We start from the raw sequence: 24,859 nt of genomic DNA on the forward strand, positions 1-24,859 counted from the left end.
TGATAAATGTTGCGACACGCGCTGTGTGGGAATAATTGGCAGCGCAAAGAATCTTTCGTAGCGCCCCGTGGCACATCTGTTGCTCCCACTAGTAAGGGTGGGCCTCCACTAGTCTGTAATGCATGACTGCATATGACCTCATCGTTGTCGGATCCGGATTTTTCGGCCTCACCATCGCCGAACGCGCAGCCAATGAGCTGGGCAAAAAAGTGCTCATCGTCGAAAAGCGCCCACACCTTGGCGGAAACTGCTACACCGAAACTGACGAAGAAACCGGCATTGAGGTGCATAAATATGGCGCCCACCTGTTCCATACCTCGAATAAGCGTGTGTGGGACTACGTCAATAAGTTCACCGACTTCACCGATTACCAGCACCGCGTCTTCGCCATGCACGACGGCACCGCTTACCAGTTCCCGATGGGGCTGGGGTTGATCAACCAGTTCTTCGGCCGCTATTACAGCCCGGAAGAAGCCAAAAAGCTCATCGCCGAGCAAGCTGCAGAATTCGAATCGGACCAGGCAGCCAACCTGGAAGAGAAGGCGATTTCACTGATCGGTCGTCCGCTGTACGAAGCCTTCGTGAAAGGCTATACCGCCAAGCAATGGCAAACGGACCCGAAGAACCTGCCAGCTGGCAATATCACGCGTCTTCCGGTGCGTTATACCTTTAACAACCGTTATTTCAACGACACCTATGAGGGACTTCCCGTCAACGGTTACACCGCATGGCTGGAAAACATGGCGGCCTCGGACAATATCGACGTGCAACTGGAAACCGACTGGTTCGCTGTCCGCGACGAGATCCGTGGGCAATCCCCAGATGCTCCCGTGGTCTACACCGGCCCGCTCGATCGCTACTTTGATTATTGTGAAGGCCGTTTGGGGTGGCGCACCGTCGATTTCGAAAAAGAAGTCCACGATGTCGAAGACTTCCAAGGCACCGCGGTGATGAACTACAACGACGAAGACGTCGATTACACTCGCATCTTGGAATTCCGTCACTTCCACCCAGAACGCAATTACCAACGCGACAAGACCGTCATCTTTAAGGAATATTCCCGTTTTGCCGGTGACGATGATGAGCCGTATTACCCCATCAACACCCCAGAAGACCGCGATAAGCTGACTGCTTACCGCAAGCGCGCCGCCCAGGAAGTCGCCGAAAACAATGTGCTGTTCGGTGGCCGGTTGGGCACCTACCAGTACCTAGACATGCACATGGCTATCGGCGCTGCACTGTCAATGTTCGATAATAAGCTGGTGCCATTCTTCCGCGACGGCAAAGCGCTGGAACAAGAACGCGGCCACTAAGCGGCGAGGGAGAAGCCGCAAGTAAGTAGTGCTGGCGCAGCTGCCAGCGCGACAGTAAACAACTACAACTAATCCGTAACGACGTAACAACCCGTGTGAACTGGAGAACCGTGAACCATCGCGAAGCCCTGCAACGCATCCTTTTGCCGAAACGCGGCGAACCCTTCGATGTGTGCATGCTCTACCTCATCGAATCGAAGCAGAATAAACAGCGCCTGAACTGGGATACCCGCACGGATGTCACCGTGCCCGCTGGTGCAGAAGCCAGCTTCGAAACTTATTTCAATGCTTTCCCGGCATCGTACTGGCGTCGCTGGTCGCAGCTGGATTCCGTGGTGCTCACCATGAAAGTCGAAGGCACAGCCAATATTGCGCTGTATCGTTCCAAGGTCGATGGCACCCGCGTCGGCGTTGGCAACCACCTGGTTTCCAACGACACGCTGGATATCGAATTGCCATTGAAGAACTTTGAGGACGGCGGCTGGTACTGGTTCGATGTCACCGCGGAAACCGACACTGTGATAAGTGAAGCCGCGTGGTGCGCCCCGCACGCGCCGAAGCCGCAGACACTTCCCGACGGCAGCACCATCGAGCCGTCGGAGAAGAAGGTTGCTGTCGGTATCCCCACCTTCAACCGCCCAGCTGATGCCGTCGCCGCGTTGCAAGCTTTGGGGGAAGATCCCGTCGTTGAGCAGGTAATTTCGCACGTGCTCATGCCGGACCAAGGCAACCAGCATCCAGCCGATGAGCCTGGCTATGACGAGGCTGTTGCCGTATTCGGCGAGCGCTTCCGGGAATTCCGGCAGGGCAACCTGGGTGGTTCTGGTGGCTATTCGCGCATCATGTACGAATTCGTGGAAAACACCGATGCACCCTTCGTGCTGTTCATGGACGACGACATCGCCATCGAACCTGATTCCATTGTGCGCGCGGTGCAAGCGGCTCGTTTCGCCGCCAGCCCGATCGTGGTCGGTGGTCAGATGCTGAACTTGCAGCAGCGCGCGCAATTGCGCACCACCGGTGAGACCATCCAGGGCCACGATTTCATGTGGGGTCCGGCGCAATACGGCGTCTACGACCACGACTTTTCCGAGTACCCGCTAAGCTACACTCTCACCGAAGAGCAAAAGCGCAACCCGCACGCGAAAAGCAGCGCAGACCTGCACCGTCGTGTCGATGTGAACTACAACGGCTGGTGGATGTGCCTGTTCCCGCGCGTGGTTGCCGAAACCGTCGGCCAGCCGCTGCCGCTGTTTATCAAATGGGACGATACGGAGTACTCGCTGCGTGCTGCGGAATTCGGCTTCCCAACGGTCACCTGGCCGGGCGCGGCGATCTGGCACATGGCATGGGCCGATAAGGACGACGCGATTGACTGGCAGGCGTATTTTCACCTGCGCAACCGTTTGATCACCGCAGCGATGTACCACCGTGGCAACTTCAAAGGTGTGGCGCGCTCGATCTTGAAATCCAGCTACAAGCACGCGATGTGCATGGAATATTCCACCATGGCCATCCAGATCGAGGCCATGCGCGACTTCTTGGCCGGCCCAGACCAGCTTTTCGACGTGCTCGAATCTTCCCTCCCGCGCATCCAGTCGATCCGCAAAAACTACGACGATGCCGTCATCTACGAATCTGCGGCAGAGCTGCCAGCACCGACGGGGGCCGATGTTCCGCTGAACAACATCGGTGGCCGACTGGGCAAGATCAAAAAGATTCCGTGGCTACTGAAAACCCTGCGCCACATGTCGCAGGCAGCTGATCCGGCGCACTACGAGGCACCGCAAATCAACCTGAACCCGAATGAAGCACGCTGGTACAACCTTTCGCGCGTGGATTCAGCAACCGTGACCACCGCCGGTGGCACCGGGGTGGCGTTCCGTAAACGCGATAAGCAGCTGACCAGCGATCTGCTCTCGCAGACCCGCCAGCTGCTGAAAGACATTGACGCCCGTTTCGACGAGCTGCAGCAGACCTACCGCAGTGCACGCTCCGAACTCGCTGCACGCGATTCCTGGAAGAAGGTCTTCGATGCCCAATAAACGCAAGCAGGAGAAGCAGGATAAGCGGGAGAAACAGCCGAATAAGCTCAGCCGAGCGGAGTCCCGTGTGCTGGAGCGAATTCAATCCGTCGCTTTCGACGCGTCGGGCGTGTTGCCGGCAGCGCGGGGTTTGTCGCATTTCGGTGAACATGCTGCTGGCTGGATGGCGAGCGCTGGATTAGGAGCAGCCGTCGACAAGCAACGCCGCGGCCAATGGCTGCGCGTGGGCGCTTCAGCACTGACTGCGCATGCGGCCTCCGTGGTGCTCAAACGCATCGTTCGGCGTCGTCGCCCGGATTATCCATATGTGCGCGTTGGTGTGTCTACGCCGTCGAAATTGTCGTTTCCATCGTCACACTCGACCTCAACCGCAGCCTTTTGTACTGGGGTTTCGGAGATGACAGGTTCGCGCGCGCCGTTGGCGGGTATCCCGGTGATGATGGCATCGCGTATGGTGTTGGGGGTTCATTACCCCACCGATACGTTGCTGGGTTCAATGATTGGTTATGCGATTGCGAAACGAATGATGGGGCAAAGCTAGATGGAAAACGACGGTCACCAAAGCGTATTTCACTCGGAACCGCACACTTCCGGCGTTGATACTGGCCGGAAGCGGCAACCGCCGAAGAATCTGCTGGATGGCATGATCAAGGCACTGCGTCCGAAGCAGTGGGTGAAAAACAGTCTGGTTATCGCCGCGCCGGCTGCTGCCGGGGCCGGCGTGTTGCTGGACGGGCGCACGCTTGCCGACGTCGCTCTGGCATTCATCGTGTTTTGCCTGGGTGCGTCGTCGATCTATCTCGTCAACGACGCACGCGATGTGGCCTCGGATAGGGCGCACCCAACCAAGCGTTTCCGGCCGATCGCTGCTGGTGTGCTGCCGGTAGGGATGGCCTATGCGATGGCCGTCGGGCTGATTGTTGGCGCGATTGGTCTGTCGTTCTTGGCCTCCGACGGGCTTGGCCTGGCTGCGGTAATCGCCGTTTATATCGCCTTGCAGCTCGGCTACTGCTTCGGTTGGAAGCACATGCCGGTGATTGATATTGCGTTGGTTTCGTCCGGGTTCATGCTGCGCGCGATGGCCGGTGGTGTTGCCGCCGGCATTGAGCTTTCGCAATGGTTCTTGCTGGTAGCGGCGTTTGGTTCGCTGTTCATGGCTTCCGGTAAGCGCTACGCGGAGCTGCTGTTGTCGGAGCGCACTGGTGCGAAGATCCGCAAAGCACTAGAGGGTTATACGCCGACCTATCTGCGGTTTGTATGGACGCTAGCGGCTACCGCTGTCGTCATGTCTTATGCTCTGTGGGGCTTTGAGCTTTCGCAGCAGACTGAAGGCTTGGCCTCGATCATGTACCAGGTGTCGCTGGTGCCGTTTACTATCGCTATTTTGCGCTATGCCTCGAACGTTGACCGCGGTGAGGGCGGCGCGCCGGACGAGATCGCGCTGGAAGACCGTGCGTTGCAGGTACTGGCGCTGCTGTGGATCGCGTGCATCGTGGTCGCGGTTTATATCGTTCCAGCGGTCTAGCCTCCGCCAATCTAGGTTTTTCAGTTGGCAGTAATTTTCAAGTAGCGATTATTTTTTGCTGCCCCTAAACTGATTCGCAGCTGTGTAACGAACTTGTCTCGATTTTCGATACGATGAGCAGAATCCGTTGTCGCCTCTCATACGTTTGTCTGATCATTATTTTCGTCTGGTCAGTCGGACGATGTGGAGCACGAGAGGCGGCACATGAAATATTTCCATGAAGGGGAGCAATGACTTCGATCGTGAATATGCGTCGCGCGGTAGTTACCATGGTGACTACCGTCGCGGTTGCGCTGGGAATGATGGCCAGCCCATCTGTGGCGAGCGCACAGGATAACCGTGGCTGGCTGCGCCCAGATGCCACCGGTACTTGCGAGTGGGACCCGCACGTTGCTTACTGGATTCAGCGCTGTGATGTTTATTCGCCTGCGATGGGCCGCAATATTCCAGTGCAAATTCAACCTGCTTCTCGCGGCGGTAACGCTGGTTTGTACCTGCTGGATGGTTTGCGTGCGAACAACGTCCAGAACGGTTGGAATCGTGAAGGTATTGCGCACAAGCTTTTCGCCGAGGACAACATCACGCTGGTGATGCCAGTCGGCGGCGAGGCTTCTTTCTATGCGGACTGGCAGGGCACCCCGAAATTCTTCCCTGGCGAAGAAGACGGTAGCTACAAGTGGGAGACATTTCTGACTGCAGAGCTTCCCGGCTACTTGCAGCAGCACTTTGGCGTTGCGCCAAACAACAACTCGGTTGCGGGTCTGTCGATGGGCGCTACCGCCGCGATGAACCTGGCGGGTAAGCACCCTGACCAGTTCCGTCAGGCTCTGTCTTATTCTGGTTATTTGTTCACCACGGCTCCGGGCATGCAGACCATGATGCGCGTGGCCTTGTTGGATGCTGGTGGATACAACATCAACGCGATGTACGGCACCATCATTAATCCGCAGCGTTTCCAGAACGACCCGTTCTACCTGGTTGGTAACCTGCGTAACACCGATGTTTATGTATCGGCAGCTTCCGGCGTGCCTGGCCCACCGGATCGCAACTTAGCTCCGCAACACCAAGCCCCTGGCATCGCATTGGAAGTTATGTCACAGATTGGTACACGTTTGTTTGAGGGCAACGCGCGTCTACACGGGGTCCCGATCACCGTGGACTACCCAGGTCAAGGTCTGCACAACTGGTACCAGTTCAACTACCAGCTGGAGCGCACACGTGACCGCATCCTGGACGTGATGGGTGCACGCTAAATTCAATCGGTAGCCAGAAGGCTGGTTACCTACTGACCAGGCCGATTCCCGCGGTGAGTTAACCGCGAGGACCGGCCTGGTTTTTCTTATACCTTTTTCTGCCAATTTTCGGAGTGTCTGCACAAAAACCTTATCGTTAAACCTAAACTTTAGACTTGAAAACCATGGGAGTCGGCCAGTCACATCCCGGAAGCGGGGAACTTTCGGGGTGCAGGCAGGCCTGAATTCTGCCTACCCTGTACACACTCTCGAGGAATACTTATGCGCCTACACTCGTCTCTTTCCCCGTACACCCACGCTGCTGGTAACGCACGGGGTCGCACGCGTTCTTGGTTGAAAGCACTGGCAGTGCCAACTGCAGTTGCAACTGGCATCGCGATGGTTCCCATCACGGTTCACACCCCGCTAGCCAATGCCCAAAGCTCGTTGCCTGGAAGCTCGAACTTGCTGCCGCAAAACGATGGCATCACGGACTCGATTATTCCTGGTGAGGCGCCACAGCGCAGTACGGTCGAGACGGAATATCCAAGCTCAGATGGTTTGCCAGAGGGCGTGGAGATCGACCGCGTGGAGTATAAAACACCGCGGCACGCGTTCGTCTACGTAAAGTCCGCCGCCATGCCTGATCAGGAAATGAAGTTCCAGATCTTGCTGGCACGCGATTACTATGCGAAACCAGATCAAAAATTCCCAGAACTTTGGCTCATGGATGGCTTGCGCGCTCGTGAGACTGAGTCCGGTTGGACCATTGCTACCGACGCAGAGCGCTACTTTGCTGACAAGAACGTCAACGTCGTCCTACCGATCGGTGGCGAATCTTCGTTCTACTCTGACTGGGAGCAACCTGATAACGGCAAGCACTATAAGTGGGAAACCTTCCTGACCAAGGAAGTAATCCCAATCATGGACAACAAGTTTCGCTCGAACAAGCAACGTGCGGTAGCCGGGCTTTCCATGGGTGCTACCTCGGCCATCAACATGGCAGAACGCAACCCGCACCTGTTCAATTTCGCCGGCTCGTTCTCCGGATACCTCGATACCACTAGCCCCGGTATGCCAGAAGCCATTCAACTTGCGGTCTCTGATGGTGGTGGATACAACGCTGAAGCGATGTGGGGCCCGTTGTACAGCCAGGGCTGGGTTGACCACGATCCGAAGCTGGGTGTCGAAGCATTGCGCGATATGACGGTGTACGTCTCTGCGGGTAGCGGACAGCCAGACTTTGGGGCGCCAAACTCCGTCGCTAAGTACGATCCAAGTTTGCCAGGCGTTGGTCTCGAGGTAATTTCTCGCATGTCCACAGAAACTTTCGTGAATCGTGCGAAAGCTGCCAACGTTGATGTGGTCGCGAAATTCCGCCCAACCGGTATTCATACGTGGGAATACTGGGAATTTGAGTTGAAGCAAGCGTGGCCGTACATCGCGAATGCCCTGAAAATCCCAGAAGAAGGACGTGCAGCGCAATGTGACGTCAAGGGTGCAATCAAGGCCGAGGTTGCTGGTCAAGCGCACTTCGAAGAATGCCTGACGAACGAATATCAGGTCGGAGATACTGATGGTGTGGCGCAGGACTTCACCGGAGGTACTGCTTATTGGTCGCCAGCCAATGGCGCGCACGGTGTGTACGGTGCGATTAACGCACGCTACGCGCAGCTAGGCGGCGCAACTTCCTGGTTGGGATTCCCGAAGTCGGGCGAGCTGGGAACCCCAGATGGCAAGGGGCGTTTCGTGCAATTCGAACACGGCAACATCTACTGGCACCCAGACACTGGTGCGTGGGAAGTGCCTGGCGACCTGCTGGAAGGGTGGAAAGAATACGGTTACGAACAGGGCCGGAGCGGATACCCAACTGGTAAAGATGAACACGTAGGCGGCGGCAAGGTGCAGCCGATGCAGGACGGTTTCCTCACCCGTAACCGTGAGGGCAAGACTCACTTGGTCTTCGGCGCAATCGGCAAGAAGTACGCCACCGTCGACAAGGCTGATCTGGGCTTGCCAACCTCCAATGAAATCAAGATCAATGGCGGCTGGTTCCAGAAATTCGAAAACGGCAGCATCTACTTTTCACCTGAATCCGGCGGCCACGTCATCAAGTACGGCAAGATCTTTGATGAATGGGGTAAGCACGGCTACGAGCAGGGCAAATACGGTTGGCCAACCGAAGATTTCACGAGCAAACCTGGTGTGAACGAGCAGAAGTTCCAGAACGGTACTCTGCAAGAAATCAATGGTGGCGTACGGGAGAAGTAATGCGGATATATCGCAATGCGCAAGCAGCAACCACGCGCAAGCCTCGTCGTAAAGCAAAACTAGCAGCGGTTTTGGCGACTGGTTCGCTTACGCTTGCAGCGTGTGGTTCGGCAACGGTCGAAGATGAAGCTCCAGAAACGTTGAGCAACAGTTCGTCTGAAACCACGTCTAGTGCCTCCAGTAGCTCGTCGAAGTCGAAAGAAAAAGAAAGTAAGGACAAAGACGGCAAAGACGCTAAAGACACCAAAAGCAGCACGACTGCGCCGTCAGCTAGCAATGCTGAGCCAGCACCGCAAGGTTCGGGCTCTGCTGGTGGCACGGGATCCGCAGATCGCGGCGCGCAGGAAATTGCTGAAATCCCAGAAGCCGAGGGCTTTGAAGGCGAGAACGCAGCATTTTTGGATGAGGTGCGCGAGCTCGGCGTTGATGTTGCCGGCGTAGAAGGCCAGATCGTTTCTGCTGGGCATTTGGTGTGTAATGACCAGACTGCGATCTTGCATGCGGTGACAGGCCAACTGATCGGGCAGGACCGCACTGACAGAGAATTCGAAGAATTAGCTGATACTTTGACGGAGTCCGCACGTAAGTACTTTTGCTAATGCTTTTGTGCTCATGCTGGTGCATACGAGCTGTGCTCACGTGCACACGGACACAGACCGCTGTCCTGTTAGAGCAAGAAATGTGAAGCTATGAGAAAAGTGTTCACGGTTATCGCCGTGATCGTCCTGGTCCTGTTAATCGGTGCCGGGGTGATGCAATATTTAAGCGGTGAGTCTCCGATGGCTCCCGACGATCAAGCCGGCCCTGCCGAAGAAGCGGAAGAGCCTGTGCAACCGGAGTGGTGTCCTCGGGTGGAATTCATTTCTGCTCCGGGCACCTGGGAATCTGCAGCGGATGATGACCCGTTCAATCCGCAGGCTAATCCACATTCCTTTTTGCTCAATGTCACCCGGCCTGTGCAGGAGCGCTACGCTCCGGACGACGTGCGGGTGTGGACTCTGCCGTATTCTGCCCAGTTTGCCAATGTGCAAAACCAGGATCAGTTGAGCTACGACGAATCCCGTGAAGAAGGCACGCAGAAGGTTCGTGAGCGCTTGGTTGCCACGCATGAGGAATGCCCGCTGACGGATTTCGCGATGACGGGCTTTTCCCAGGGCGCTGTGATCCTGGGTGATATCGCTAATGAGATCGGCAACCACCGTGGCCCGATTCCGCCAGAGCGTGTACGTGGCATTGCCTTGCTTGCCGACGGCCGCCGTACTGCGGACCAGGGGATTAACCCGGGAGTCCCGGTTGGTGGGGTAGGCGCCGAGGTTGCTTTGAAGCCTCTCGAAGGTTTGGTGCAGAGCGTGACCCCGGGAGCGTCGATGCGTGGTGCGCGCGATGGTTTCGGTGCGTTGCAAGATCGCACTTTCCAGATTTGCGCCCCGAGTGATCCCATCTGTGCCGCGCCGGAAAGCGTGTTGGATGCGTTTGGCCGGGCTCTGGAGCTGGCGAATAATTCGCATGCCCAGTACGGCACCAATGAGGAAGTAATTCCGGGTACGACGGCGGATGAGTGGATAAAGAATTGGGCTATTGAGACCATCGAGCAGGGTTAGCCAGATAGGCTTGTTCGGAATATGAACCTCACCAGCGCCGCCACGTTGAAAGTCTTTCGGCGTGGCGGTTGTTCGGCGTGGCGATTCGTGATTGTGAATTAGAACTCATAAGATTTGGTGTTGACGTTAACGTTTCTTATTTTGTTTCCGATAGCACCTGGTAGTTGCATGACTTCTGCGCCAACGTAGGCTGGAATCTTAGACAAACAAACATTTCGTACTGGTACTAGAAGTACCGGTGTTAGCTCAGCAAAGGAATCACCATGGATCTTAAAGCAGCAATGAGTCAGTTTTACGACGGCCAGGGCAACCTGAAACTCGCCCCGCAACTGTCCTTGGTAGGGTTGGCTGAACTGCTGTACCAGGGTGATCTGCACACCGGCGGAGCCGACCGCCACTGCCTGCGATTCTGGGATTTTTCGCAGTCGCGTGAGGGCACCGCAGTCGATTTCACCCGCCAGCAAATCAATATCCGGATTAAGACCGTGGCTGCACGTTTGCAACAAGTTGCGAAAATGGGCGACCGGGTAGCGATCTTGATGGGCAACTCCCCGGAATACATCTTCGGCTTCGTGGGGGCAATGTATGCCGGTATGGTTCCGGTGCCACTCTATGACCCGAACGAGCCCGGCCACGAAGGCCACCTGACCGCGGTGTTTGCCGATTGCGGCCCGAAATTGGTGTTGACGAACCGTCCGTCGGCAGCTGCCGTGCGTGACCACTTCAAAAAGCTTCCAGCTCGCGAACGTCCACGCATTTTGGCGGTGGATTCGCTGCCGGATTCTCTGGCAGATTCCTATGTGAACCCGCAGCAAACCATCGAGGGGCAACAGCGCATGGCTTCCTCGACCGTGATGCCGATCGATGAGCCTGCGTTCCTGCAGTACACCTCCGGTTCGACGCGCACCCCAGCCGGTGTGGAGCTGACCAACCGCTCGATTCTGACGAATGTGCTGCAGATTTTCGAAGCCGCACGCCTGCGCTTGCCGCTGCGTTTGGTTTCCTGGCTGCCGCTGCACCATGACATGGGCATCATCCTGAACCTTTTTGCCACCATCATGGGGCTGCGTACCGAATTGATGTCGCCGAAAGACTTTATCCAGCAACCATCGCGCTGGACCCGGATGATGTCGGCCCGCGAAGGCGACGACCACAATGGCGTGTATTCCGTCATCCCAAACTTTGCCTTGGATCTTGCAGTCCGTTACGGCAATAACGATGATTTGGATTTCTCCAATATCAACGGCATCATCATCGGTTCCGAACCGGTGACCGTGAAAGCCTTGAACTCCTTCCTGGAAGCATTCGAACCGAAGGGGCTGACCCGACGTATGTTGCGTCCGTCGTATGGTCTGGCAGAGGCTTCGCTGATGGTGACCACGCCACAGACGGAAGATCGCCCGAAGGTGAAGTACTTTGATCGGGACCAGATCTCTGCTGGCAAAGCCGTGGAGACCGGGAGCGAAGATGGCGTCGCGTTCATCTCTAACGGCGAGGTCGTACGCCCGCAATTTCTCACCATCGTCGATCCAGAAACTAAGGCAGAATTGCCGGATTCGACCGTCGGTGAGGTCTGGTGCCACGGTGACAACATGGCTGCGGGCTACCTCAACCGACCTGAAGAGACCACTGCAACCTTCCACAACACCATCGGCGAGCGCCTGGACGATTCCCGTGCCGCGGATGCTCCCGCCGATAACTGGATGGCCACTGGCGATTTGGGCGTGATTATCGACGGTGAGCTTTACATCACCGGCCGTCTGAAGGACATGATCATCATCGCTGGCCGCAACCACTATCCGCAGGATATTGAGCACACCGTGATGCTGGCGAGCGAGCACGTGCGCAGTGATTCCGTCGCCGCCTTCGCGATCACTGCAGAGAACACCGAAGAATTGGTGCTGTTGGTCGAGCGCGCAGATAACGCCGAAGAATCCGGTGATCAACAAGCAATCCAGGACATCCGCGCTGAGGTTACCGCCCGCCATGGTGTGCGTCCGTATGATATTCAGTTCCTGGCTCCTGGCGAGCTCTCCCGCTCGTCGGCAGGCAAGATCGCGCGGCAGGTAGCAAAGAAGAAGTATGAGGGATCTGAGGGAGAAGCCTAAATGACAGTTGAGCAGCTGAAGAGCTGGCTGACCGAGTGGGTAGTGAAGGTGACTGACCTTCCAGTCGAAGAGGTATCGGAAAACAAGCCGCTGGAAGCGTTGGGGCTTTCTTCACGCGATGCGGTGATCCTGTCGGGTGAATTGGAAACCTTGCTGGACACTCGGCTGGATCCGACTATCGCCTACGAATACCCCACCATCGCCTCGCTGGCTCAACGGCTGGTCGACGGTCCGGCGGAAGGTAGTGCGCGGGCCGGGGTTGCGCAGCAGTCTTCTGAGCGTGCCGACGTCGCTGGTGCCGGAAACGGTGCGCATGGTGGGGTTGGCGCTTATGGCGGTGATATCGCGATCGTCGGCATGTCTGCCCGCTTCCCGCAGGCTGATGGCCTGGAGGAATACTGGAATCTGCTCGCAGAAGGCCGTACCGCCACCGGTGAGCTGCCGCTGGGGCGCTGGAGTGAGTACCAGTCTGACCCGGTGATGTCGGAGAAGATGGGCAAGATCAATCTTTCCGGTGGCTACCTGGACGATATCGCCAGTTTTGACCCGGAATTTTTTGGCCTTTCTCCCATTGAGGCCACCAATATGGACCCACAGCAGCGCATCATGCTGGAGTTGACCTGGCACGCGCTGGAAAATGCACACCTGCCGGCCAATGAGCTCAAGGGCAAGCCGGTTGGTGTGTTCATGGGTAGTTCGAATAATGACTACGGCATGTTGATCACTGCTGATCCAGCCGAAGCCCACCCGTATGCGCTGACGGGTACTTCTTCGGCTGTGATCCCGAACCGCATTAGCTATGCCTTTGATTTCCGCGGTCCGTCGTTGAACGTGGATACTGCGTGTTCTTCGTCGTTAGTTTCTGTGCACCAGGCGGTGCGTGAGCTGCGCTATGGCTCGTGCGATGTAGCTATCGCCGGTGGCGTGAACATCCTGGCTTCGCCGTTTGTTTCCACTGCCTTTGGCGAGCTCGGCGTGATTTCCCCGTCGGGCGCCATTCACGCGTTTTCCGATGATGCCGACGGCTTCGTGCGTGCCGATGGCGCCGGTGTGGTGGTGCTGAAGCGGCTTGCCGACGCCGAATCCGCTGGTGATGAGATCTTGGCGGTGATTAAGGGCAGTGCGACGAACTCCGACGGACACTCAAATGGTTTGACCGCGCCGAACCCAGAGGCACAGATCGACGTGTTGCGCCGTGCATATGCTGATGCCGGGATTGATCCCGCGACCGTCGATTACGTGGAAACACATGGCACCGGCACGATCCTCGGGGATCCGATTGAAGCTAGCGCATTGGGCGCGGTGCTCGGCCCGCGCCGAGACACAGACACCTTGATTGGCTCGGTGAAGTCGAATATCGGCCACTCGGAATCTGCTGCCGGTATTGCCAGCCTGATCAAGGTAGTGCTGGCGATCCAGAACGACACGCTACCGCCGTCGGTGAACTTCTCGGAGCCGAACCGCTATATCGACTTTGAGAAAGAACGCCTGGAGGTTGTCGAAGACCCACGAGAATGGCCTTCGGACAACAAGATCGCCGGCATTTCTGGCTTTGGTTTTGGCGGTACAAACGCTCACGTCGTGGTGCAGAAATACGACGCGGGGTCGAAAGCGCAGAAGGCCGTGGTGGAGAAGGCGGCGTTGCAGAACGTTACAGCGCAGGACGCATTGGCGCACGATGGCTCTGCGGGCGTGGCTACAGAAACCCAGGCGCGCCTGAATAGCGACAACGTGGTGCTGCCGATTTCCGGCATGGTGCCATCGCGGCGTCGGCAAGCAGCTGCTGATTTAGCCGATTACCTGGAACAAGCCCAGGGAAACAAGGATTTTGATCTCACCGCGGTTGCACGCACCTTGGCAAAGCGTAATCATGGTCGTTCGCGTGCAGCTGTCGTCGCTGCCGATGCCGCTGAGGCCATTAAGCGCCTGCGCAAACTCGCCGAAGGGAAGGTGGCAACCGCTGCAGTCAGTGGGGATGCGCCAGAAAGCCCCGGCCCGGTTTTTGTCTACTCGGGGTTTGGTTCCCAGCACCGGAAAATGGTGAAGGACCTGCTGGAACAGTCACCGCAATTTGCGGCACGGATGGCGGAGCTCGACGAGATCGTCGATTTTGAGGGCGGCTGGTCCGTGCTGGAATTGGTGCGTGACGACGAGCAAACCTACAACACGGAAACCGCGCAGGTAGCGATTACCGCCATTCAGATTGCGCTGACAGATCTGCTGGCGGAATGCGGCGCGCGCCCGGCTGCTGTAATCGGCATGTCTATGGGGGAGATCGCCGCAGCCTATGCTGCCGGTGGTTTGCGGGCCGAGGACGCCATGCTGATCGCCTGCCACCGTGCCCGGCTGATGGGTGAAGGCGAAAACGCACTGTCCGGTGATGCCCAAGGTGCCATGGCTGTTGTTGAACTGTCCGCGCAGCAGATCGCAGAGTACGCCGAGCAAGAAGAATTTGCTGGTGTGGAACCCGCCGTGTACGCAGGGCCGGGAATGACGACGGTTGGTGGCCCACGGGCTGCGATTTTGCGCCTGGTGGAAAAGCTCGAAGACGAAGGTAAATTTGCCCGCGCGCTGGACGTGAAAGGTGCCGGCCACACCTCCATGGTGGAGCCGCTGCTCGGTGAGCTGGAAGGCGCCATCGCAGGCATCGAACCTGCCCCGTTACACACCCCGCTGTTCTCTTCGGTGGATCAGATCCACCACCAACGCGGTGCGGTGGTGCATAACGAGGATTATTGGTTGCACATGACGCGCCAGCCAGTGTATTTCCAGGATGCGGTCGCGAGCGCGTTTGCCCACGGCCACAACACGATGGTGGAAATCAGCCCGAACCCGGTTGCGCTGATGGGCATGATGAACACGGCCTTTAGCGTCGACAAGGCTAATGCGAAGCTGCTGAAGACGCTGAAGCGCAAGGAAGATTCCGCAAACAACCTGGTGGATCTGCTGGCGCAGCTTTATGTTTTGGGTCAACCGATTGATTTCTCGCAGCTGTATGGCAGCGGTGAGTATGCTGCGGTGCCAAACACCCGATTTAAGAAGCAACGATATTGGACGAATGCCCGCCCGAGTGCCGGTGCTGCCGGGCTGCCGGGCACGCGAGTGAATTTACCGGATGGGCGCACCGCGTTTTCTGTGGATGCTGATCAGGTGCCTTCAGCGCTGGCGTTGCTGGAAGCAGCTGCCGAGGAGATGCAGCCGGGCGCGCAGCTGGTAGCAGCGGAAGAACCGCGCACGTTGCCGACCCAGGGCGAGTTGACGACGATTGCCCAGCGCAATGTCGGTGGCGTGGCTTTGACTGTGCACGATATGACAGCGGGCGTTGTGGTTGCGGAAGGTTTTGCTACCACATTGGCGCTTGCCGACGGTGGTGTTGGTGCACACGCGCAATCGCAGAATTTGGGTGTGGCGCCGATCCCAGAATCACCGCTGGCTGCTGGTGCGGCTGCTGAAACTAACGATACGGCGGCCGGAAATAACCTGGGCATGCCTGGTGCGGATTCGGCGGTGCGTTGGGATCCGGAGACCGAAACCGTCGAGGAGCGCCTGCGCGCTATCGTTTCTGAGTCCATGGGCTACGATGCGGAAGATTTGCCTGGCGAGTTGCCGTTGATTGATCTGGGGCTGGATTCGCTGATGGGTATGCGGATTAAAAACCGCGTGGAAAATGATTTCCAGATCCCACCGCTGCAGGTGCAGGCTTTGCGTGATGCGTCGGTGGCGGATGTTGTGGCGATGGTCAACCAGGCCGTTGCGGAGAAGCATGGTTCGGCCGGTCACACTTCCGCTGAGCAAAGCTCTACCGAGCAGTCCGAGCAGCCTGGCCAGCCCGATCAATCAGAGCAACCAGAGCAGTCCGATCAGCGTGAACAGTCCTATGCCACGCAGGCAGAAGGCGTCGGTGTGGCCCCGCGCGATGCTGCTGAGCGCCTGGTGTTTGCCACCTGGGCTAGCTTGACCGGGCGCGCGGCCGCAGGTGTCACGAGCACGTTGCCGGAAATTAGCGGCGAGGTCGCTGGTAAGATCGCCGAGCGTCTGAGTGAGCGCAGTGGCATGAACATCGGGGCCGAGCTCGTCGGCAAGGCAGAAAACCTGGAAGAAATTGCCAACGTGGTGCGCGAGGGCCTGGAAACCGACGTCGAAGGCAATATTCGCGTGCTGCGTGAGGGTGGTGCCGAAGCGCCGGTGGTCTTCATGTTCCACCCGGCGGGCGGTAGCTCGGTGGTATACCAGCCGCTGGCGCGTCGTCTGCCCGCCGATGTTTCCGTGTATGGTGTGGAGCGTCGCGAAGGCAGCTTGGAAGAGCGCGTGGCGGACTACCTGGGCGATATCCGGAACTATGCGAAGGGACGCCCGGTCATCTTGGGCGGTTGGTCCTTTGGTGGTGCGTTGGCTTATGAGGCAGCGTCGCAGTTGCTTGCCGACAACAACAGTGCTGCTCAGAGCACGGCCGATGACGGAGATTCGCAGGCGGTCAACCTCGCCTATATTGCGTTGCTGGATACCACCCAGCCCTCTGAGCCGATTCCGGACACTTTGGAAGAAACTAAGGCCCGCTGGGAGCGCTACGCCGCATTCGCGGAACGCACCTACGGCCTGGATTTCCCGGTACCGTACGAGTTGCTCGAAACCGCAGGCGAGGAAGCCTTGATGCAGATGCTGGAGCAGTTCCTGGCTAGCTCCGATGCTTCTGAGCATGGGCTATCCGCGGGGGTTTTGGAACACCAGCGCGCCAGCTTCGTGGACAATATGATCCTGGGCAAGCTCGATTTTGCGCGCTGGGCGGATGTGGACCTGCCGGTGCTGTTGTTCCGCGCGGAACGTATGCATGATGGTGCAATTGAATTGGAGCCACGCTACGCCGATATTGATCCGGATGGCGGCTGGGGTGCTATCGTCGATGAGTTAGAGATCATTCAGCTGCCGGGTGATCACCTGGCGGTGCCGGATGAGCCAGCGATTGGCATCGTCGCAGAGCACATGGACCGTTGGATGAAGAGCAAGATCCCCGCTGCACGGGAGGAGCACTAGGTGACTAATACCGCCGAGAAACTCGCTGACCTGCGTCGTCGTTTAGAAAAGGCGCAGGATCCTGGTTCGGAGCGGGCGCGAGCGAAGCGCGATGAGGCTGGGCGGACCACTCCCCGGCAACGCATCAATGCTTTGCTTGACGACGGCTCCTTCATGGAAATCGGCGCGTTGGGCAAGACCCCGGGCGATGATGATGCGATCTACTCGGATGGAGTTGTCACTGGTTACGGCCGTATCGGTGGGCGTCCAGTCTGCATTTACGCCCACGATAAAACGGTCTACGGCGGTTCTGTCGGGGTGACGTTTGGCCAAAAAGTCACGCAGGTGATGGATATGGCCGCGCGCATCGGTTGTCCGGTGATTGGTATTCAGGATTCTGGCGGAGCGCGCATTCAAGATGCGGTGACGTCGCTGGCGATGTATTCGGAGATTGCGCGTCGGCAGATGCCATTGTCTGGGTACGCGCCGCAAATTTCCATCATGATGGGGAAATCTGCTGGTGGTGCCGTGTATGCCCCGGTGACGACGGATTTCGTGATCGCTGTGGATGGCGAAGCCGAAATGTATGTCACCGGCCCAGCTGTGATCAAAGAGGTCACCGGCGAGGAGGTCAGCTCTGCAGAACTCGGTGGTGCTCGCCAGCAGGAACGCAACGGCAACGTGCAGGCCGTCGTCGATAGTGAAGAAGATGCCTTTGAGCTGGTGCGAGATCTTTTGGATCACCTGCCGTTGACCTGCCATGATCCCGCGCCGTCGTTTTTGGCTCCCACTGACGAGGAAGTCGCTAACACCCCCGAACTCGACGAGTTCATGCCGGACGATACTAACGCCGGATATGACATCATCGAGGTGCTGAAGTTGCTGGGCGACGACGATCAGCTGATTGAATTGCAGGCGAATTTTGCGCCGAATATGGTCACCGCCTTTGGCCGTATTGATGGTCAGGCGGTGGGATTTGTGGCGAATAACCCGATGCATTTTGCCGGTTGTATCGATGCTGATGCCGCGGACAAAGGCGCGCGGTTTATCCGCATTTGCGATGCTTACAATATTCCGCTGATTTTTGTTGCCGATACGCCGGGCTATTTGCCAGGTGTGGAGCAAGAAAAAGCCGGCTTGATTCACCGCGGCGCTGGTTTCGCCTTTGCCTTGGTGGAGGCCACGGTGCCGAAGATTTCGCTGGTGGTGCGCAAAGCCTACGGTGGCGCGTATGCAGTGATGGGGTCGAAGAACCTCACGGGCGACATCAACTTTGCGTGGCCGACTGCACAGATCGCGGTGATGGGTGCAGCAGCAGCCGTCGTCATGATCCAGGGCAAGCAATTGGAGCAAACCCCGCCAGAGCAGCGTGGATATATGAAGAAGCTCTTCATGGACTTTTACGATGAGAACATGACCTCGCCGTATGTGGCTGCTGAGCGCGGCTATATTGATGCGATGATCCAGCCTTCGGAGACCCGGTTGAAACTGCGGCAAGCGCTACGCCAGTTGGCGACTAAGCAAGTGGAAGACTTGCCGAAAAAGCACCCGATCGCGCCTATGTAGGTGGGCCGGAGAAAAAGAAGCCGAATGCGATAGTAATGATAAGAACTGGTGATAGTGCTGATAGCAATGCAGCGATATACAAGTCATATTTCTTCGTTTTATGTGCCAGATAGCAGTTAAGCGCGCAAATTGTGGCAATCGCTATACCGGTGATAGCCACTGAGGGCCACCACCAGCTTTGACCTATGGTCCATAGCAAATAGCTACCGGCAAAGGCAGCAAATGTTGCACTCCAGCCTAGTAAACGCGCAGATTTCACTTGTGACACATCCCGGTGATTGACTTAGTAAAACTTTTCCTAATTTTGCTGCCCTCAGGCACCGACGTCAAGCTTTAATCACGCGAACATGGAGATTAAAAAATATACTAACGCGAATGTTAGTGCAGAACTGATAGCTAAGAAGGGTAGGGGTAGTGGGTGTCCATTCCTTTTTTCCGCAACTTTGCTCATCAATCGAGATAATAATATTCCTACAGAACCTGCCAGCATAATTAGTGCGCTGGTGAATCCTTTGGTGTGTCCGGTTGCTATAGAAACTACGACAATCAAAAAGGATACGCAGCATAGGCCTAGCATTGCCCATGTTGCACCATGAACTTTGTTCTGCTTATCCACATCAGTACTCATGGTCGTCACCTAAGTCTAATCTAGCAGCCCTGTGCATTTGGTACCTTAGGTACCAGTCAAGATTAAATCAATTTGTTGTGGCAGTCTTCGTTCAGCTAGTCGTCGGCCAGATTGATTCCCGGCTACGGTAGTGGAATGCAATATATCGTCGCCGCTTATGTGCTGTGGGGCGTGTTTCCCGCATTCTTCCCACTGTTGGATCCTGCCAGCCCGCTCGAGATTCTGGCGCACCGCATTATCTGGACTGCGGTGTTGATGGTGGGAATTTTGCTGCTAACCGGCCGGTGGCGCGAGATCTATGAGGTACGCGCGGCTACCTGGTGGCGATTGGCTGCTGCTGGTGTGGTGATCACCGTGAATTGGGGTACCTACGTTGTGGCGGTGATGAGTGATCACGTCGCTGATGCCTCACTGGGCTATTACATGAACCCGTTGGTTTCGGTGGCGCTCGGCGTATTGATTTTACGCGAGCACCTACGCCGCTGGCAGATGGTGGCCGTGGCTATCGCGGCCGTAGCCGTGGTGTATCTGACGTTCCTGAGCGGCCAGCCACCAGTGATCGCGCTGGCGTTGGCATTCAGCTTTGGTACCTACGGCTTGCTGAAAAAGAAAGTCGCCGTGTCCGCGTTTTTCTCCGTCGGGGCAGAAACGATGTTCATGCTGCCATTCGCGCTGGGCTATGTGGCATATATCAGCGTGAACCCAGAGCAACAATCCACCTTCGCCAGTGAAGGCTGGGGGCACACCTTGCTGATGATGTCGTGTGGTCTGGTCACCGCCACCCCGCTGCTGTTTTATGCCCGCGGTGCACACATGCTGCCGCTGTCGACGATCGGCATGTTGCAGTACCTCACCCCGACGATTCTGATGTTGTGGGCACTGTTTATTACACAAGAACCGATGTCGCAGCAGCGCTGGATCGGCTTCATCATCATTTGGGTGGCGGTGGCGGTGTATGTCGCTGACTTGGTGCGGATGCGTCGGCACAGCAGGCGGGAGCAGCGCCGGCAAACGGTATCATTTGCGGGAACCGGCCAGCGCGATGGCAGCGCGCCAACCGAACATGAACAGTGCGGACGTCGCACTGGCGACCAACACGAATGACCAGTGCGGCACCGCCCCATTACGTAACGCCCAGATGACCAGCCCGACGATGACGGTGCACAACCACACGATGGCCGCCCCGCGGCCGTTGCGCGCACCGCTAACCATCGTCGGCGCCGTCGCGAGGGAAAGCAATAACCAGCCGAGGCCCATCCCAATAAGGAATGGCCACAGTGTGGACAACCAGCCGACGAAAGACAGTGGCATGTCTGCAGACTGGTGGGCAATACGTGCAAGTAAGGCAAAAACTGCCAGCGCGATGGCATCGAAGATGATCGGACGGGCAGGTGCGTGGCGGGTAGACGTCGGCATACCAGTTATTTTACGTCGCTGGTTTCTTCCGAATCAGTCTGGCGCAGCGCGGCGTAGGACATGCCCTTGCGTGCGTAGTAGGCGAAGTAGATGACCCAGCCGATTGCGCTGTAGAAAACGAAGGTGATCAGCCGGTAGACCAGCACGGTGCCAGTGGCATCAACGGCCGTCATGCCGGTGGCCACTAGCGCAGTGATAATCGCAATCTCCACGGTGCCGACGCCCGCCGGGGTGATCTGCGCGGAACCCGCCAGCTTGGCGGTAATGAACGCGACGCTAATGCCCATGATGGTGGTGTGGTCGTCGGCAGGCCAGAACGACGGCATATTACCGGTCACGGCCCAGGCACAGGCCCACAGAGCAACGGCATCGAAGGCTCGGTTGAAGAACGCCATCAACGTCACCCAGGAAAATTGCCCCAAGTTCAACGACACTTGGTCGAGCTTGTTGACGTGTTTGACGAGCTTGTCGGTCTTTTTCCATGGCAGGTTTTTAATCCAGCGCTCCACGGTCCGGGTATTGCAGGAAGCCCAGTACAGGCCGCCGCACAGACCCAACATCAACGCCAGGGATACTACTAATGACCACAACGCCACATCCGCGCCCCAGAAAAAGACCCCGGTAAAACCGATCAACACGACCCACAGCGTGGAAATCGCAGAAGAAAGCACAAAAAACCAGCCGCACAGTACCACGGACGCGCCCCAAGCGCGCTGCACTTTATACGTCAAGATCGCGGCAAACGCAGGACCGCCGGGAAGTGTCGTCGACCAGGCATTCGAGGCGAAGACAATGTTGTTGCACTCTTTAAACGAGACGGGCACACCACCGGCGACAAACAATTTGCGCATCACTTCGGCCATCGCCAATAGGGAAAGCGCAAAGGTGATAAACACGACGACAATGGGCCAAGGTTGCGCGTGACCAAGGGTGCGGAAACCATCGCTCAAGAAATCTAGCTCGTCACGGAAGAAAATACCCATGACGACGAGTACTGCTAGAGGCAGTATCCACCGCAGCCATTTGCCTACTGTGCTCTTCATCGCGGCAACTACCTACTTGTCATTTTCTAGGCGCTTCATGAGCTCCGAGAACGGAATCAGGTCGCTGTCTTGGTCGGTGGTGCGTCCGCTGCGAATGGCTTTGTTGTCGGCGACGACTTCGGATTCATGCAGCTCGTGCGGTTCGTCTAGGTCGTACTGTTCCTCGTATTGCTCATGGTCATCGTTCGGGGCAAAGTTGTTTTCCGAGGTAAGGTCGTTTTCTGAGGCAAGATCATCGTCCGGGCTGGAAGCATCCGCCATCCGCCCAGCCGGGACCACGGTTTCTTCGTATGCGCCGTGCCCCATGCGCTCATAAATTCGGTGCACGAAGGCTGGTGCCCACCAGTTGTCTTCGCGCAGCAGGTGCATCACGGCTGGTACGAGGAACATACGCACGATAGTGGCATCGAGGAAGAGCGCGAAGATCATGCCGAAGGCGATGTATTTCATCATCACGATATCGGAGAAGCCGAAGGCACCAGCCACCACAATCATGATCAGCGCGGCGGCCGTAATGATGTGGCCGGTGTGCGCGGTGCCGTAGTTGATGGCGTCGTCGGTTGACGCTCCACGCTTGCGGGCTTCCACCATGCGCGAGACCAAAAAGACCTCGTAGTCCGTCGACAAGCCATAAATGATGGCGATGATCAGCACCAGGATCGGACTCATCAGTGGGCCAGGCGAGAAATCCAGCAGACCGGAGCCCGCGCCGAGCACGAACATGCCGGTCAAGATACCCAGGGTGGCGCCTAAGGTCAGCACCGTCATGATGATCGCCTTGGCCGGGATGACCAAGGAACCAAAGACGGCGGCCATCAGCAAGAACGTCGCGATGATGACGTACAGCGCCATCCACGGCAGTTTTTCAAACAGTGCTTCCAGCGATTCGACTTCCATCGCCGGCGTGCCGCCGACGTAGAGCTCGACACCGTCCGGTGCTTCAATCGCGCGCAGTTGCTCGATCACATCAGCATTATCGTCGCGGTCGGCAATTCCCGCGCTCAACACAGTGGTTCCGTCGACCGTTTGGCTCGATGGCGCCATCGGGGAGGTCAATCCTTGTACCTCACGGGCTTGCAGCACGACGTCGATGAGTTGCTGGTTGTCCGCGCCGGTGACCACCAACTTGATGGGTTCGGTGCGGTGTTCCGGGAATTCTTCATTGAAACGGTCTTGTGCTTGACGCGTTTCGTGGCTTGGTGGCAGATAAGTCTCGTTAATGCCGCCGAAGTTGACCCCCAACAGTGGGATAGTTAGCGCTAGCAGCAGGGCGGTGATACCGACGGTGAACCAGCGGGCTTTGCTCATCGCCCAGCGGGGCACGCGGTACCAGAAGGTCTCTTCGATCGGGCGTGAGCGTTTGGTTTTGCGTACCGTCCATTTGTCGATGTTGTGGCCGAGCATGCCGAAAATCGCTGGCAACACGGTCACCGAAAGCAGCGCCGCTAGGCCGACGGCGGAAATTGCGCCATAGGCCACGGACTTCAAAAAGGCCTGCGGGAAAATCAGCAGGCTAGAAATTGCCACGGCCACCATGAGCGCGGAAAAAACCACCGTTTGCCCGGCAGTGGCAGTGGTGATCGCGACGGCGGTGCGAGTGTCGCGGCCTTTATCGAGCTCTTCACGGAAACGCGAGACCATAAACAGCCCGTAGTCGATGGCTAACCCCAGGCCGAGCAGCGTGACGACGGCCTGCGAAAACACGTTGACCTGGATGAACCCGGCCAATACCGACAAGATGCCGATGGAGCCCATAATGGAGAGCGCACCGACGATCAGCGGCATGAAAGCCGCGACGACGGAACCGAAGACGAACAACAGCAGCAGGCCAACCAGCGGTAGTGCTGCGCGCTCGGCGACCGCGATATCGTGCGCCATGCCCTCATCCAGTGCATCGGCGACGGCCGTGGCACCGGCGACTTCAATATTCAGACCCTGGGCGGTTTCAGCCCCGGTGAGATCGTCTTCGATGGTGCGGAAATCGCGCAGAGTTTGCTCGTCGTCACCGGCTAATCCGATGGCAGCGAACGCGACAGAGCCGTCGTCGGACAGCAGGTTCGGATTGCGCGTATCGAAATAGCTGGTGACCTGCGCGATCTGGTCGGGGTAGTGTTCCTGCAGGTAATCCAGGTGGGCGCGGGCTTTATCTAGGTTTTCTTGCGGGTTGTCGAACAACAAGATGACATCGCCGTTGCGGTCTCGGCCGAAGGTGTCGGCCTCGATCTCCGCTGCGGTGGTGGACGCCGCGCGCGGGTCTTCCCAGCCTTCCTGGCTGAGGCGATCGTCGAGCTTGGTGCCAAAAACCGCGAAGACCACGGCGATAGCCGCGATGATCAGCAGCGGGATGATTCTGCGATGGGCATAGGAAAACTGCCCCCACCTGAAAAACATGCCGGTTCCTAACGGTTAGACAACAGTGACGACAGCGGGCGGAAGGGTGCGAGCCAAGCGCCTTCTTCCGGTAGCGAATCCAGACTAACCCGTGGCAGTGGTTCGAGGAAGACCCCTTCAATATCTTCCAGGTCCACAAAACCGATGTCTTCGTGGCTCACAGCCCACGAACAGTGCTCCTGGAAGCCGAGCACGGTGGCAGGAATTCCGGCGTCGATGAGTTCTTCGAGCAATTCTTGGAAATTCTGGCCGTCGGCAGACGCGACGATGACTTCGCTCAAGCTGCCTTCTTCGAAGCGCTGCCGGATGTGGGCGACCATATCCGGGTCTACGTCGGATTCTTCAGTGATTTTCGGTTTCGCGAACACCGCATAGCCGACGTTGCGCAGTGCTTCGACCCAGGGGCGGATGACTTCCGCACCGCCTGGAGAGACGTTGGTGAACACGCAGGCTTCTGGGGTGAGGTTGTCTTCGTCGGCGATTTCGAGGATCCACCGGCCGACGGCGTCGAAACGCGGGCGAGAATTAGCGGTGGGGCGGCCACCCAGGATGGAGCCCAGCCCCATGTCCAGGTTTGGTGCGTCCCAGATCATCAGCAGGGTGTTGTTGTGCGTTGAACTAGTGTGCGCAGAGTGATTCTGCGTGGTGTGCGCGGTATGTGCGTCCATATTTTCGGTATATCCCGTATTTCTCGTATTTTTATTTTTAAA

The 24,859-nt window shown here is 57.4% G+C and carries 16 protein-coding genes; 12 read left to right on the top strand and 4 right to left on the bottom strand.

Annotation, left to right across the window (positions count from 1 at the left end; all coding sequences use genetic code 11):
- Nucleotides 1-122: 122 nt before the first annotated feature.
- The 12 genes from glf (at nucleotide 123) to rarD (ending at nucleotide 20,403) form a co-directional block, all read left to right on the top strand.
- A complete protein-coding gene (gene glf, locus U1140_RS08330; RefSeq protein ID WP_369847150.1) occupies nucleotides 123-1,313 on the top strand; it encodes a UDP-galactopyranose mutase in 1,191 nt (396 codons plus the stop codon).
- Nucleotides 1,314-1,423: 110 nt separating this feature from the next.
- Complete coding sequence (locus U1140_RS08335; protein ID WP_369847151.1) at nucleotides 1,424-3,358, top strand: glycosyltransferase; 1,935 nt, start codon at nucleotides 1,424-1,426, stop codon at nucleotides 3,356-3,358.
- The gene (locus U1140_RS08340) at nucleotides 3,348-3,899 is read left to right on the top strand and encodes a phosphatase PAP2 family protein (RefSeq protein ID WP_369847152.1); all 552 of its coding nucleotides are present in this window, start codon (nucleotides 3,348-3,350) and stop codon (nucleotides 3,897-3,899) included. The genes U1140_RS08335 and U1140_RS08340 overlap by 11 nt, the downstream gene beginning before the upstream one ends.
- The gene (locus U1140_RS08345) at nucleotides 3,900-4,883 is read left to right on the top strand and encodes a decaprenyl-phosphate phosphoribosyltransferase (RefSeq protein ID WP_369847154.1); all 984 of its coding nucleotides are present in this window, start codon (nucleotides 3,900-3,902) and stop codon (nucleotides 4,881-4,883) included. It begins immediately after the preceding gene.
- A gap of 230 nt (nucleotides 4,884-5,113) precedes the next feature.
- A complete protein-coding gene (locus tag U1140_RS08350) occupies nucleotides 5,114-6,136 on the top strand; it encodes an alpha/beta hydrolase (protein WP_369847155.1) in 1,023 nt (340 codons plus the stop codon).
- A gap of 261 nt (nucleotides 6,137-6,397) precedes the next feature.
- A complete protein-coding gene (locus U1140_RS08355; RefSeq protein ID WP_369847156.1) occupies nucleotides 6,398-8,386 on the top strand; it encodes an alpha/beta hydrolase-fold protein in 1,989 nt (662 codons plus the stop codon).
- On the top strand, nucleotides 8,386-8,985 hold the full coding sequence (locus U1140_RS08360) for a hypothetical protein (RefSeq protein WP_369847158.1): 600 nt from the start codon (nucleotides 8,386-8,388) through the stop codon (nucleotides 8,983-8,985). The genes U1140_RS08355 and U1140_RS08360 overlap by 1 nt, the downstream gene beginning before the upstream one ends.
- Nucleotides 8,986-9,075: 90 nt before the next feature.
- Complete coding sequence (locus U1140_RS08365; protein ID WP_369847159.1) at nucleotides 9,076-9,987, top strand: cutinase family protein; 912 nt, start codon at nucleotides 9,076-9,078, stop codon at nucleotides 9,985-9,987.
- Nucleotides 9,988-10,250: 263 nt separating this feature from the next.
- Nucleotides 10,251-12,095: a FadD32-like long-chain-fatty-acid--AMP ligase gene (locus tag U1140_RS08370; RefSeq protein WP_369847161.1), complete on the top strand. Its 1,845-nt coding sequence runs from the start codon at nucleotides 10,251-10,253 to the stop codon at nucleotides 12,093-12,095.
- The gene (gene pks13 / locus U1140_RS08375; protein ID WP_369847162.1) at nucleotides 12,096-17,126 is read left to right on the top strand and encodes a polyketide synthase Pks13; all 5,031 of its coding nucleotides are present in this window, start codon (nucleotides 12,096-12,098) and stop codon (nucleotides 17,124-17,126) included.
- On the top strand, nucleotides 17,127-18,671 hold the full coding sequence (locus U1140_RS08380) for an acyl-CoA carboxylase subunit beta (protein WP_369847163.1): 1,545 nt from the start codon (nucleotides 17,127-17,129) through the stop codon (nucleotides 18,669-18,671).
- A 763-nt stretch (nucleotides 18,672-19,434) separates the two neighbouring features.
- The gene (rarD, locus tag U1140_RS08385) at nucleotides 19,435-20,403 is read left to right on the top strand and encodes an EamA family transporter RarD (protein ID WP_369847164.1); all 969 of its coding nucleotides are present in this window, start codon (nucleotides 19,435-19,437) and stop codon (nucleotides 20,401-20,403) included.
- On the opposite strand, the gene U1140_RS08390 is transcribed toward rarD, so the two are convergent.
- From U1140_RS08390 to U1140_RS08405, 4 genes are read right to left on the bottom strand one after another with little or no spacing between them, the layout of a single operon-like run.
- Entirely contained in the window at nucleotides 20,317-20,715 is a 399-nt protein-coding gene (locus U1140_RS08390) for a DUF3054 domain-containing protein (RefSeq protein WP_369847166.1), read from the bottom strand. The genes rarD and U1140_RS08390 overlap by 87 nt on opposite strands.
- A gap of 5 nt (nucleotides 20,716-20,720) precedes the next feature.
- A complete protein-coding gene (locus U1140_RS08395) occupies nucleotides 20,721-21,758 on the bottom strand; it encodes a lysylphosphatidylglycerol synthase transmembrane domain-containing protein (RefSeq protein ID WP_369847167.1) in 1,038 nt (345 codons plus the stop codon).
- Between the two features lie 12 nt (nucleotides 21,759-21,770).
- Nucleotides 21,771-24,149, bottom strand: a complete 2,379-nt coding sequence (locus tag U1140_RS08400) for an MMPL family transporter (protein ID WP_369847168.1) — start codon at nucleotides 24,147-24,149, stop codon at nucleotides 21,771-21,773.
- Between the two features lie 8 nt (nucleotides 24,150-24,157).
- Nucleotides 24,158-24,817, bottom strand: a complete 660-nt coding sequence (locus U1140_RS08405; protein ID WP_369847169.1) for an NYN domain-containing protein — start codon at nucleotides 24,815-24,817, stop codon at nucleotides 24,158-24,160.
- Nucleotides 24,818-24,859: the final 42 nt, after the last annotated feature.

This window comes from Corynebacterium drakensteinense (genome assembly GCF_041224285.1).
Taxonomy (GTDB): domain Bacteria; phylum Actinomycetota; class Actinomycetes; order Mycobacteriales; family Mycobacteriaceae; genus Corynebacterium.

What these genes read in the sequence shown, in the direction of transcription:
- U1140_RS08370 (WP_369847161.1), top strand. Translation starts at nt 10,251, where the DNA reads ATGGATCTTAAAGCAGCAATGAGTCAGTTTTACGACGGCCAGGGCAAC.
- pks13 (WP_369847162.1), top strand. Translation starts at nt 12,096, where the DNA reads ATGACAGTTGAGCAGCTGAAGAGCTGGCTGACCGAGTGGGTAGTGAAG.
- U1140_RS08350 (WP_369847155.1), top strand. Translation starts at nt 5,114, where the DNA reads ATGACTTCGATCGTGAATATGCGTCGCGCGGTAGTTACCATGGTGACT.
- U1140_RS08345 (WP_369847154.1), top strand. Translation starts at nt 3,900, where the DNA reads ATGGAAAACGACGGTCACCAAAGCGTATTTCACTCGGAACCGCACACT.
- glf (WP_369847150.1), top strand. Translation starts at nt 123, where the DNA reads ATGACTGCATATGACCTCATCGTTGTCGGATCCGGATTTTTCGGCCTC.
- U1140_RS08405 (WP_369847169.1), bottom strand. Translation starts at nt 24,817, where the DNA reads ATGGACGCACATACCGCGCACACCACGCAGAATCACTCTGCGCACACT.
- U1140_RS08390 (WP_369847166.1), bottom strand. Translation starts at nt 20,715, where the DNA reads ATGCCGACGTCTACCCGCCACGCACCTGCCCGTCCGATCATCTTCGAT.
- U1140_RS08360 (WP_369847158.1), top strand. Translation starts at nt 8,386, where the DNA reads ATGCGGATATATCGCAATGCGCAAGCAGCAACCACGCGCAAGCCTCGT.
- U1140_RS08395 (WP_369847167.1), bottom strand. Translation starts at nt 21,758, where the DNA reads ATGAAGAGCACAGTAGGCAAATGGCTGCGGTGGATACTGCCTCTAGCA.
- U1140_RS08365 (WP_369847159.1), top strand. Translation starts at nt 9,076, where the DNA reads ATGAGAAAAGTGTTCACGGTTATCGCCGTGATCGTCCTGGTCCTGTTA.
- rarD (WP_369847164.1), top strand. Translation starts at nt 19,435, where the DNA reads ATGCAATATATCGTCGCCGCTTATGTGCTGTGGGGCGTGTTTCCCGCA.
- U1140_RS08355 (WP_369847156.1), top strand. Translation starts at nt 6,398, where the DNA reads ATGCGCCTACACTCGTCTCTTTCCCCGTACACCCACGCTGCTGGTAAC.
- U1140_RS08400 (WP_369847168.1), bottom strand. Translation starts at nt 24,149, where the DNA reads ATGTTTTTCAGGTGGGGGCAGTTTTCCTATGCCCATCGCAGAATCATC.
- U1140_RS08340 (WP_369847152.1), top strand. Translation starts at nt 3,348, where the DNA reads ATGCCCAATAAACGCAAGCAGGAGAAGCAGGATAAGCGGGAGAAACAG.